This is a genomic window from Vibrio sp. A37 (genome assembly GCF_059777565.1).
This window is the reverse complement of sequence record NZ_JBLNLI010000003.1, coordinates 1-11,846: the sequence shown is the minus strand read 5'-3', so window position 1 is coordinate 11,846 and position 11,846 is coordinate 1. Positions and strand designations below refer to the sequence as shown.

Here is an 11,846-nt window from a genome sequence, read left to right as displayed (position 1 = left end):
TAGGATACCCAAATCATTCCATATCGTTCATCTTAATAAACTCATTTTATTTAAAAAGAATAAACCACCCAAAGGTAAACTCACATGATAGAAATACGGCCAATCAACCTAGAACAAGCGTTACCAGTTCGACATCAAGTCTTATGGCCAAATGAACCGATTGAATACTGTATTGTGGATGGAGATGATAGCGCTTATCACCTTGGAGGCTTTTTAAACAAACAGTTAGTTTGCGTTGCCTCAATTTACCTCAATAAAAATGAAGCTCGGCTAAGAAAGTTCGCTACTTTGCCTAACTACCAGCAACAAGGCATTGGTTCAGCCATGGTCAGACACATCATTCAATATTTGTCAGACAATAATGTGAGTCGTTTTTGGTGTGATGCTAGAGAATCTGCCCTCCCCTTTTATGAGCGCTTTGGGATGCAGAAAGCAGGAGAGGTATTTTATAAAAATGAAATCTCATATTTCAAAATTAGTGTAATACTATAGCTCCGCTCGCTTATATTTATAAAGCTGTAGATATAGTTCTTTGTTATACCTTAAACATTAACCAATTGTTATAAACTTTAACGATTACCATCCTTGAATACAACAATACAAAACCATTCATAGAACACATAAGTAATAGCTATTTGTTAAGGAATTAATATTGATTCAGGTTTAAATTGGCAAATAAACGTAAAATCATTGTCATATTCCATTGTTAGGCTTTCGAACAACTACTATCCGTTGTCGAGAATTTTCTAATGAAAAGAATACGCCTAAGTAAGGCCGTTTTATTGGTCGCTTCACTCATTTCAACCAGCGCAATGGCTCAAGAACGAACACAAATCCCGTTCTGGAATGCCATGACTGGTTCTCTACAAACAACACTACTGAAAATCGTCAAAGAGTTTAATGAGTCGCAAAACAAGTATCAGGTAGAATCAATTCCAAAAGGCAGCTACGAGAACACACTTACAGCGACTATCGCTTCTGTTCGTAGCCACACTTCACCCGTTCTTACTCAGGTTTACGACGCAGGCACTGTCACCATGATGAGTGCTGGCGACAAGGTTTACTACCCAGTACAACAACTATTTAAAGATACGGATACCAAGTTAGATAAAGCTAACTTTATCCCAGCCACTCGCTCTTACTACAGCAATGGCAATGGTGAAATGCTTTCAATGCCATTTAACTCTTCAACACCTGTTCTTTACTACAACAAAGACTGGTTTAAAAAAGCGGGCATCACTAAAGCGCCAACAACATGGCAAGAATTCCAGAAAGATGCGCAAAAACTAGTTGAAGTAAAAGGCGCGCCTCAATGTGGCTCAACGACAGCTTGGTTTATGTGGGCAATGTTCGAAAACTTCTCAGCAATCCAGAATATTCCTTACGGCAATCATGAGAATGGATTCAGCGGCAACAGTACTGAACTATTGCCAAAACCAGCTTACTTCATTAAACAGCTCACTCTGTTAAATGACATGAATAAAACTCACGCCTTCCAGTATAAAGGTCGTGACAGTGCGGCAACTAGCTACTTCCAGAATGGTAGCTGTGGCATGCTCATCGACTCTTCTGGCTCATACGGTCAATTGAAGAACGGCGCGAAATTCAAGCTAGGTGTCACTAGCCTTCCTTACTGGCCAAGTGCAGTCGATAACAAGCCATACAAAGGCATCATCGGCGGCGCATCAATTTGGGCACTGAAAGGTCATACTGAAGCGCAATACAAAGGTGCCGCAGCATTCTTGAAGTTCCTAACTTCAGACAAAATCCAAGCACAATGGGCGAAAGCGACCGGCTATGTCACTGTGACTAAGTCTGCTGAGAAGTACCTAGCAAACACAGGCTTCTTTAAAGCAAATCCAGGAACAAAAGTCGCGTATGACCAGCTATCTAGAGACCGAGTTGCGCCTAAAGGTGATGACAATTCTCGCGGCATGCACTTAGGCTACGATCCAGAGATCCGTAACGCTGGGTATAACGCAGTTGAAAGCATGTTCCAAGGCAACATCACTCCGAAACAAGCTATCGAGCAGTTGAAGACAAAAGGAACCAAGATTCTTCAACAATTTAACTCTATCAATAGTTAATCAGGAGATACGGTGAATCACCCTCAAACTATTGAGCAAGTTGGATACAAGCACCCTTGGGTCGCTTGTATCCTATTGCTTCCGCAGCTAGCGATTTCTGTCACTTTCTTTTACTGGCCAATGGCGAGTGAGTTTCATCAATCGCTATTTCAAACTGACCCGTTTGGATTTTCTCAGCACTACGTCGGGCTAAAAAACTTCACCACACTCTTGGGCTCCTCCCAGTTTTGGCATAGTTTCCTGATCAGCGTGTTCATGGCAGTATTGATTACCGTTGGCGTTATGGCACTGACTTTAGTGCTATCTACCATGGTGAACTCGGTACGCTCGAAGCCATTGTCTTTGTTGTACCGCACTTTCTTTATGTTGCCTTATGCCATCGCGCCACCAGTAACAGGCATGATTTGGCTGTTTGTGCTTTCGCCATCAGTAGGCATCATTCCACACTTTTTATCGGATCTCGGAATCAGTTGGAACCCTGCACTTAGCCCAACCAACGCGTTCACTCTGGTGACAATCGCTGCCATCTGGAACCAAATCGGCTACAACTTCCTATTTTATTTGGCCGCGCACAAAGGCATTCCAGGCGCACTATATGAAGCCGCAACATTGGACAACGCGAAAACAGTACGCAAGTTCACCAAGATCACAGTGCCTATGCTCAAGTCGATGTCTCTGTACTTAGTTATCGTCAACTTCATATACAGCTTCTGCTATATCGTTGGTCTGATTGATGTCACAACGAAAGGCGGCCCTACCAACTCAACCAATGTCTTGGTGTACGAAACGTATCAAAAAGGTTTTGTAAACAACAATGTAGGCATGGGCGCAGTGTTATCTGTATTGCTGCTCATTATCGTCACGAGCCTCGTTTACATCCAATGTAAGTTCCTAAAACCTAAGGCAGATTACGCATGAAAACATTGAATTCTTGCTTGAAGCATTTATTTCTTATTCTGTCTGCAGGACTAATTTTATTGCCACTTTGGATGGTGATTTCAGTTGCTGGCACAGAGAATACCGATGTGATTGGTTCGACAGCGCCACTTTACCCGCACATTTCTCTGTTATTCCAACATTTAAATGAAGTGCTGTTCAAAGGCGTGCTTGGCCTACCGCCGTATATCGATTTACTCTGGCGCAGCTTTGTTATGGCAGCCAGCATTGCGATAGGCAAAATCGTGTTGTCGATCTGCTCGGCCTACGCCATTGTTTACTTTAGGTTGCCGTTTAAGCGTTTCTTTTTTGTCATCATATTTTTGACGCTGATGCTGCCTATTGAAGTTCGCATGCTGCCAAGCTATCAGATCATTGTCGATTTCCATATGATCAACAGCTACACAGGATTAATACTCCCTGTCATCGCATCTGCGACAGCTACTTTGTTCTTCAAACAGTTTTTTGAAACCATTCCGGTTGAGCTGCTAGAAGCCGCTCGACTTGATAATGCGGGCTATTTCCGCTTTCTATTTAAGATAGTTTTTCCACTATCTAAAACTAACATCGCCGCTATTTTTCTGATCATGTTTGTCTATGGTTGGAACCAATACCTATGGCCGCTGATGATTACTTCAAAACCGAGCTTTTACACCATCACCATGAGTTTAAGCCAGATAAGTACATCATTAGACAGCCAACCTCTATGGTGGCAAGCAATGGCGGGTACGCTTGTTTCTACGATTCCAGTAATTGTGCTGATGATCGCGATGCAAAAGTTCTTCGTCAAAGGCTTAATTCAAACAGAAAAGTAATGGACCATTGTTATGCTAAATATCCAAAATTTAAGTAAGAAATACCCAAATGGCTACGAAGCTATCAAGGCTCCTGGCTTGAGCTTTTCCATCGAACCCAATGAATTTGTTGTGCTAGTTGGCCCTAGTGGTTGCGGTAAATCAACGCTGCTAAGAATGATTTCAGGGCTGGAGAATGTCACAGGTGGCACCATCGACCATGATGGCTTTCGTATGGACGACAAAGACCCAGCGAAACGTAAAATTGCCATGGTATTCCAAAACTACGCTTTGTACCCACACATGAGTTGCTACCAGAATATGATGTTTGGCTTAAAAAACCTAAAAGTGCCAAAAGTCGAAGCTCATGAGCGCATCATGCGTACGGCAAAACTACTCGATGTAGAGCACTTGCTAGAAAGAAAACCAGCCATGCTTTCCGGCGGTCAGCGTCAGCGTATTGCGATTGGTCGTGCGATAGTGAAAAAGCCAAATATTTTCTTATTTGATGAACCACTTTCAAACCTTGACGCACAGCTTCGCAACCACATGCGTATGGAAATCAAAAAGCTGCACAAACAGCTCAATGCGATTTCTATTTACGTTACCCACGACCAAACAGAAGCAATGACACTGGCAGATAAGCTGGTTGTATTGAATAAAGGTGAAATCGAACAAATTGGCTCTCCTCAAGAAGTGTTTGAGCATCCAAAAACGTTGTTCGTTGCCAAATTTATCGGCACGTCACCACTCAACCAATTGTCTGCTGATAGCGATGCTTTGTCTGAACAAGGAAGCTTTGTAAAAGCAGATGCAAAAACTCTTGCAATCCGCTCAGAAGATGTTCGCTTTGCTCCTCTTGCTAACGGCGAAGCTAGTTTAGTTCTTGAAAATGGTGAATTGGAAGAGCAAGAAATTTTAGGCACTGACTCTCTATATCATTACAATTTTGATGGACTGCAAATTACTGCGAAAGGTCCAACTAACATGGACAATGATGGCCCTCAAACGCTGTACTTGCCATGGAGCAAGTTGAAGCAATTTAACGAACACGGTATGAGTTTAGATACAGCAAAAAAGTCCTTTGCGAAACGCCCAAAGTTGCGAATATCTAGCGCTGCTTAATGTTCTTGAAAATTCGATTAGATACAAAAATGGCCTTTATATTCAAGTATAAAGGCCATTCTCATTTTTCGAGCTACACAGCTGCAATCACAGAAATTTCAACTAACAACTCTTCTCTCGCCATACTCGCTTCAACACAAGCACGCGCTGGCGTGTGGCCTTCTGGAACCCATGCATCCCAAACCGCGTTCATTTCGGCAAAATCTTTCATCGTTTTAATGTAGATCGTTGCAGATAGAAGCTTTTCACGACTCGACCCAACACTTTCTAGTAGCTCATCTACCTTTTCCAACATAGTTGTTGTTTGGTGAGTAATATCTTTAGTGCTGTCTTTAGCAACCTGACCACAAAAATAAACCGTACCATTGTGAATTACTGCGCGGCTCATACGTTGCTTTGTTTCTTTTCTTTCTATCATTGGAGATCTCTTAAATGAAAGTATTTTTTAATTTGCTTCGAAATAGAACAATATTGAACGTTAAAGACCGCAACATGATTAACTATTGCAAATATAATTGCAAACCTAAATCTAACGGTAGTTAAAGAGGTGCGCTTTTTGGTTATTCTAAAAGAAAAAAAAGCTCGTATATCTAAAAGATAAACCGACAGATCAAAGCTCGTATGAAATGGAAAAGTTAGTCGTTGTAGAGTGACATAGATTGGTAAACAAAGAGCTGGTAACTGGAGGGACATATTCCCATGACGTATTGCACGCCACAAAACTTCTCTACTTGTACAAAAAACTAGCGAAAAGGGAAAGAGGAACGTTAAGCTCCTCCTTCACTTCATTTTAAGAAGCTTGCTGAACAGACTGAGTTTGTGCAGCTTTATGGGCAACACTAGGCTGGCTTGGCTTGTTCATTGAGTTGAAGCCAAATACGATAACCGCTGCAATAAATAACACCAAAGATGAAGTAATTAATCTTTTCGCTTTTGCCCCAGCACCTTTCCATTCACCGTGAACAAAACTCCAGAAATTTGCCGTCAATACAATGAAAATCATGAATAGTGGCCAAGCGATAGTAGGTGCAAGATCACCACCGATTAACGCTTGAGCTTGGCAGAACAGTAGCACTGAACCCCACGCACCAACACCCATCAACAGCGCGTAAAACCAGTTCTTAGCCGCACCTTTTTGCACAAGACTAGATAGCGACTTTCTGCGGAAACCAAGACATGCAAAATAGATGATATTAGGTAAAAAAGCACCAACAAAAATCAGTGTAAACGCAACAGTGTTTGCAGGTAGTAAAGTCGCACCATTTTGCAAAGCCGCGTGTGATAGTGTTGGGTTTGCATAAGTGTATGAGTTACCTTGAATGATACTACCTAAGCCACTTAGGATGGCAAAGAAGACACCAAGAACCATGTAAACAACACTGTTGTTTTGTTTTGATTCAGATTCAGACTGCTGTGTTTCTTGGCTCGTGCGGCGAGCTTCACCCGCTAGAATTGTTGTCACTACCGCAACAACGAAAATAACTGCACCTAGCAGCTGAAGATACGCATATTTACTGCCTAGTAAAGATTGGTTCCATAATAGTGGCAATAACGCCCCACCGGCTGTACCCATCGAAATGTTAACGACAAAGCTAACCGCAAGGCCAGTACGCTTCAGAGCAAGCACAAAAAACAGCTGGCTTATCCCCCAAAGGACACCACCAACAAGTACCAATTCAATATAGTGAGCAGGTACACTACTTATCTGAGCGAATATATGATTATCAAGAACTAACAAACTTAGAACTGGTAGCAAAATAAAACCAAAAAGTGTGTAGCTCAACCAAATGATTTCATCATTCCACCCTTTCATCCATTTTGACGGGGTGACGTAAGAACCATTGATAAAGCCAGCGACAATACACAAGATGATTGGGAGTAGCACATATTGCGCAGACATAGCATCTCCTAACAACTGAACAAAAAATAGGCTCTAAAATTTTGAGCCTCGAAAAAATTGCCGCATTATCACCAGTTTTGGGTTGAAAGTTCAATGGTATTGATAACTTCATTTGCTAAATAATTGAGAAGTTTGTTTAAGATCAAGCTGCTGTGTAATCCAGAAAATACGTGTCATATAGAGAGTTAATGAAATCTACCAGAAAATATAAAAAATATTTTTGCAAAAATAGTGCATAAAAAAGAGCGCATACTCGATGCGCTCTTCACTGGGTGTGCCTGAGAAACTATTGCAGACAAAGCCTAACTTTCTGCCATTTGGTTTTCAGCTGCGTCTTCAACACTTTCATCAACCGCTTTTACCAGCAGCAAACCTACCGCTAACACAATACCGCCACAGAAGACAAAGACAAGTCGTCCCCACATAGGATTTGGCAGGACAAACAGTGTCATAACCCCAACACCTGCGATAGAAATCAGAGTGCCAAGCATACGGCGTTGTTTGTTGTCTAGCTTTCTTTGTTGGTTGGAATCATTAACCAGCGGGGTCGCTAGGTTCTCAAAGAACTTGTTAACATTACTTTGTCTTTCTTCAGGAAGAGGACGATAGAAAAGCGTCGATAGGCAGAAGAAGCCACCGGTGAAGATAAAGTGCGCAGTTAATCCAGCCGCGACCTTAGCATCACTCCACTCTCGAGCTGTTAATGGTTGCAAGTTAAACCAGTGCTCTAATGTTTGCGCATCTAACACAAAACCAACGTAATATGAAACCGCCGCACCGACAACTAATGTCCCCCAACCAGCCCAATCAGGTGTTTTCTTGATGAAAAACCCTAACAAAGGTGGAATCAACATTGGGAAGCTCAGCAACGCACCTGCATACATCATGGTGTCAAACAGGCTCAGTCCTTTCAAAGAGTTAATAAACAAAGCAACAAGAATAATGGCAAGGCCAAAAACCGTCGACGTCACTTTTGATACAAAAACCAACTCTTTTTCTGACGCATTCTTACGTAGGATTGGCTGATAGAAGTTTTTAACGAAAATACCTGAATTTCGATTTAATCCCGAGTCCATTGAAGACATCGTCGCTGCAAACATTGCTGCGATAAGCAGGCCAACCATACCGACAGGCATATAGTTTTCAACAAAATACAAATAGGCAAAGTCGCCCGCTTTTTTACCTGCTTCCGGGTAAGTAGCCGCAAGATCAACCCCTTGTCCTGCAATAAACCAAGAAGGCATAAACCAGATGATTGGACCTAGAGTCATTAAGATACAAGCAAGTAATGCTGCTTTTTTCGCGTTCTTTGAATCTTTTGCGGCTAAGTAACGATAAGAGTTAAGCATGTTGTTGGTGATTCCAAACTGCTTAATAAATATAAAGAAAGCCCAAATTCCAAATATACTTAGGTAGTTCAGGTTGTTCCCTGAAACAAACGATGCGCCCTCTTGAAGAGGGAAATTTTCAACGATAGAGGTAACACCACCACCTTTAACAATCGCTACCGCTGCACAAGTGACTGTTACCGCCATAATGATAAGCATCTGCAAGAAATCAGAGGCGATGACCGCCCAAGAACCACCTGTAACAGACATGACAAGCACCACTAACCCTGTCAGCACAATTGTCGTCGTCATATCAAAGCCAAAGATACCCGAGGCAATAATTGCCAAACCATTTAGCCAGATGCCTGCAGAAACGACGCTATTCGGCATGCTTGACCAAGTAAAAACTTGCTCGTTTGTTCTACCAAATCTCATTCTAATCGCTTCGATAACAGTAACGACACGCAACTGACGGAACTTAGGTGCAAAATACAGATAGTTCATTAAGTAGCCAAATGCGTTTGCTAGGAAGATGACGGCAACGGCAAAACCATCGGAATACGCCTTCCCTGCCGCTCCGGTGAATGTCCAAGCACTAAATTGAGTCATGAAAGCCGTAGCACCAACCATCCACCAAAGCATACTACCACCACCTCTAAAGTAGTCGCTTGTAGTATTGGTAAACGATCTAAACATCCAGCCTATTGCCATTAAAAATAGAAAATAGATGCCAACAATAAGAGTATTGAGTTCCATCCTTAAATCTTCCTACCACTAATTAATATTAGGATTCGATGTTATATCCATTCATTATCATTTAATACTACAATAACTCATATTCGTGACGGAAATACAATTTTACAAACACAAGAAGTTAATCAAAGAGCAATCAATTAGTTTTAAATTAAAAAATATCAACAACTTAAATGAACACCTGCTAATAAAAACATAAAAAAAGATCTAATTCACAGTTTAATCATTAATTAATGATATATCATATTTGTATTATTATAACTCAATAAAAATTATTAATAATTTATTGAGAGTACCTAAGTTAGTAGACGCCTCTAGCGATATTTCATCACTTATTTAACTGTCGTCATGATCCCTAGGTCACCCTCTTTTTAATGGAATGTCTCTTCATAAATCAGTGGAACAATGAATATGAAATCTAAGAAAAAAATTGCCTTAATTCTTACTGCTTCTCTCTTTACTAGTCACCTATTTGCGGCCAGTTTAGATTTTAGGGAAGAGTACAAACATGGACAGGAAGATTTCGCTGGCCGAGTAAAAATTAGCGGTAGCTCTGGCAATAACTTTTTTAGTGCTGAACTAAAGAACTCTGGCAACTTGGGCGAGTTGCAACGTGGAGATAATGAGTTTGTTTATGGCTACTACTACACCATCAACGATCATTGGAAGGTGACACCTTCAATGCCGATTACATTTGGCAGCGGCTCAGTGACCTATAAGCCGCAAGTTAGAGTGCAATACACATTTGATAACGGCTTAGTCAGTAAATTACGTTACCGACATGAGTTTAGGAATTATGCCGATGGTTCCACAACAACTGGGCGAGATGGCCAAACCTTAGATGCAGTAAATCGAAGCAAAATCACAGGTAACCTATATTACGTATGGAATGATGTGCAACTTGGCTTCGAAGTTAACTACGCGGAAGATTTCTTTAACAAAGAATGGTCAATGGGTACGAACGGTAAAGACGAGTGGGATTACAACTTCACGATTGGCTATAAAGAAGCCGATTGGAAATGGCGACCATATATCGAGCTAGGCAATGTTCAATGTACTGACTCTGCGTGTGGCAGCAGCAGTCGACAATTAAGAAGCCGTGTTGGTATCACCTATAGTTTCTAATCTGACTTAACATTCCCTGCCTGCGGCATACTGAATAACATCAGTATGCCGCTTTTCTTATTCCACTATGCTCGATTCTTTAAACGCTGTACTCATTAACAGTGACAAAGTCGCTTGGTAATTAAGGTACGACAGAATTGCTCGGTGATCACACAAAAAAGTCAGTTTTTCTAACTCGGTTCTGGACAACGGCTCGTTAGAGTTTTTACTTTAAGTTTACTTTTGAGTATTAGGAAAAATCATCTGAAAGTTGAGATGGGCAACATGCAACGTAGAATAAACTTCTTCATACTTGTTGTCCGTTTTTTCGAAAATACTTCTAATGTCTGTGGTGAGTGTCTTTCAACAACTATTTGACCTCTCGAATTTCAGATCTCAGCTCTTCAACTTCTTCTAATATCTGAACTTTCATTTTCCGCTCTTTGGACGCATCCATGCTCCAAGAAGCGATCATCGCAGTAAAACTAACAAACATACCTACCCCAGTAGTGATCAGTATGATTGCAACGATCCGGCCCTCAAGAGTTACTGGGTAGAAATCGCCATAACCAACCGTAGTAATCGTGACAAACGTCCACCAAAACGCCTCACCTGCGATGCGAATATTGGCTTCAAGCACCCTTTTTCTCTATACAAAATATAGATCGAACCAAATACCATCATCAATCGAGCTTTTCGTGCCCACATTAAATGTAACTATTATGTGGCAGTTTGACCTTATCCAAACCTTTTTATTTTCTTTCGATGAAGGTTGATATTTGGTTTTTTGATCAATAACTTCTCCAAACCTCTAGGCTAGGTATCACCAATAATGTTGTCGAGATTAACAATAAGATATACGCAAAACCCTCTAGATTTGTTGGGATAGCGGCAAATAGACCTGCGATTAAAATGAAAGTTGAAAGACAAGCAACAGCAATGAGTCCATTTTCAGCTTTTATCCCCAATTCGCAACCCACCTCGGCAGGTTGGCCTTTTTGGCATTGCTTCCAAATGGGCAATCTTGATGCGATTAGCAATGAGACTGAAGGCACTATAAAAATAGATGCCAAGTTATCCATCACTTTGAAGACGGAACCAAGCCCTATCAAGATAATAGCCATATCTAAAAGGTACAGCCCTACAAAGCAGATACAAATGAATTTAAGCTTCGGTTTTAATTCATATTTTCTAGTTACCACGTTGTCTATCCTTATTATTTTTATTTATACAGTAACAAAAGCTTAGTCATCGAATTGGGACTCAAGGCGTACCCTAACACATTATTAATCTGCTATTAACAAATGAAACTGACTGTATTGCAATGAGTCGGATTCAATCGATTGACATGATTGTAACGGTCAAGTAAATTTCGAAACCTCTTTAGGCACTTTTTCTTAATTTCATTTCGTAATCTACTGGTGAGATATTTCCTAATTTATAATGTCGTCGTTTTTGGTTATAACACGTCTCGATGTAGTCAATGATTATCAGCCATCGCTTCATGCCTTGTTTGATAACGACGATAATTAATCCCCTCAGATTTTAACATTCGGAAAAACCTTTCGGTTACAGCATTATCTAAACAATTTCCTGCTCGACTCATACTTGAGACTAATCCATGCTTTTTCAGTGAGTGCTGAAATGCTTCACACGTATATTGCACTCCCTGGATGAAATAATACTCCATTAGTAGGTTGCCGTTTATTGACCGCCAGTCTCAAGGCCCTTGTTGTTAGTTCGCTGTTGGGCTTATCTGAGAATGCCCAGCTAATCACTTTTCGAGAGCATAAATCCATTATCACTGCGAGATATAGCC

The 11,846-nt window shown here is 41.0% G+C and carries 12 protein-coding genes; 6 read left to right on the top strand and 6 right to left on the bottom strand.

The features are described 5' to 3' along the window. The first annotated feature begins 84 nt into the window (after nucleotides 1-84). The 5 genes from ACM2FC_RS06085 to ACM2FC_RS06065 all read left to right on the top strand — a co-directional run bounded on the left by ACM2FC_RS06085 (nucleotide 85) and on the right by ACM2FC_RS06065 (nucleotide 4,942). On the top strand, nucleotides 85-492 hold the full coding sequence (locus tag ACM2FC_RS06085; RefSeq protein ID WP_498479991.1) for a GNAT family N-acetyltransferase: 408 nt from the start codon (nucleotides 85-87) through the stop codon (nucleotides 490-492). A gap of 257 nt (nucleotides 493-749) precedes the next feature. Continuing rightward, nucleotides 750-2,087 carry an extracellular solute-binding protein gene (locus ACM2FC_RS06080; RefSeq protein WP_498479990.1) on the top strand — a complete coding sequence of 446 codons (1,338 nt, stop codon included), beginning with the start codon at nucleotides 750-752 and terminating at the stop codon, nucleotides 2,085-2,087. 12 nt (nucleotides 2,088-2,099) lie between these two features. Continuing rightward, complete coding sequence (locus ACM2FC_RS06075) at nucleotides 2,100-3,005, top strand: carbohydrate ABC transporter permease (RefSeq protein ID WP_498479989.1); 906 nt, start codon at nucleotides 2,100-2,102, stop codon at nucleotides 3,003-3,005. Further along, nucleotides 3,002-3,838, top strand: coding sequence for an ABC transporter permease subunit (locus ACM2FC_RS06070; protein WP_498479988.1), 837 nt, complete (start codon nucleotides 3,002-3,004; stop codon nucleotides 3,836-3,838). The genes ACM2FC_RS06075 and ACM2FC_RS06070 overlap by 4 nt, the downstream gene beginning before the upstream one ends. Before the next feature lie 12 nt (nucleotides 3,839-3,850). Further along, nucleotides 3,851-4,942, top strand: coding sequence for an ABC transporter ATP-binding protein (locus ACM2FC_RS06065; protein ID WP_498479987.1), 1,092 nt, complete (start codon nucleotides 3,851-3,853; stop codon nucleotides 4,940-4,942). 73 nt (nucleotides 4,943-5,015) lie between these two features. Here ACM2FC_RS06065 and ACM2FC_RS06060 read toward each other — a convergent pair whose 3' ends face one another. The 3 genes from ACM2FC_RS06060 to ACM2FC_RS06050 all read right to left on the bottom strand — a co-directional run bounded on the left by ACM2FC_RS06060 (nucleotide 5,016) and on the right by ACM2FC_RS06050 (nucleotide 8,926). Continuing rightward, the gene (locus ACM2FC_RS06060; protein WP_498479986.1) at nucleotides 5,016-5,360 is read right to left on the bottom strand and encodes a RidA family protein; all 345 of its coding nucleotides are present in this window, start codon (nucleotides 5,358-5,360) and stop codon (nucleotides 5,016-5,018) included. A gap of 372 nt (nucleotides 5,361-5,732) precedes the next feature. Beyond that, nucleotides 5,733-6,842 carry an L-rhamnose/proton symporter RhaT gene (locus ACM2FC_RS06055; protein WP_498479984.1) on the bottom strand — a complete coding sequence of 370 codons (1,110 nt, stop codon included), beginning with the start codon at nucleotides 6,840-6,842 and terminating at the stop codon, nucleotides 5,733-5,735. A 302-nt stretch (nucleotides 6,843-7,144) separates the two neighbouring features. Further along, a complete protein-coding gene (locus ACM2FC_RS06050; protein WP_498479983.1) occupies nucleotides 7,145-8,926 on the bottom strand; it encodes a sodium:solute symporter family protein in 1,782 nt (593 codons plus the stop codon). 408 nt (nucleotides 8,927-9,334) lie between these two features. On the opposite strand from ACM2FC_RS06050, the gene ACM2FC_RS06045 reads away from it, so the two are divergent. Further along, entirely contained in the window at nucleotides 9,335-10,048 is a 714-nt protein-coding gene (locus ACM2FC_RS06045; RefSeq protein ID WP_498479982.1) for an oligogalacturonate-specific porin KdgM family protein, read from the top strand. 349 nt (nucleotides 10,049-10,397) lie between these two features. Here ACM2FC_RS06045 and ACM2FC_RS06040 read toward each other — a convergent pair whose 3' ends face one another. The 3 genes from ACM2FC_RS06040 to ACM2FC_RS06030 all read right to left on the bottom strand — a co-directional run bounded on the left by ACM2FC_RS06040 (nucleotide 10,398) and on the right by ACM2FC_RS06030 (nucleotide 11,533). Then, on the bottom strand, nucleotides 10,398-10,667 hold the full coding sequence (locus tag ACM2FC_RS06040) for a potassium channel family protein (RefSeq protein ID WP_498479981.1): 270 nt from the start codon (nucleotides 10,665-10,667) through the stop codon (nucleotides 10,398-10,400). A gap of 151 nt (nucleotides 10,668-10,818) precedes the next feature. Continuing rightward, complete coding sequence (locus ACM2FC_RS06035) at nucleotides 10,819-11,229, bottom strand: hypothetical protein (protein ID WP_498479980.1); 411 nt, start codon at nucleotides 11,227-11,229, stop codon at nucleotides 10,819-10,821. A 181-nt stretch (nucleotides 11,230-11,410) separates the two neighbouring features. Continuing rightward, nucleotides 11,411-11,533 carry an IS3 family transposase gene (locus tag ACM2FC_RS06030; protein WP_498479979.1) on the bottom strand — a complete coding sequence of 41 codons (123 nt, stop codon included), beginning with the start codon at nucleotides 11,531-11,533 and terminating at the stop codon, nucleotides 11,411-11,413. Nucleotides 11,534-11,846 lie beyond the last annotated feature (313 nt).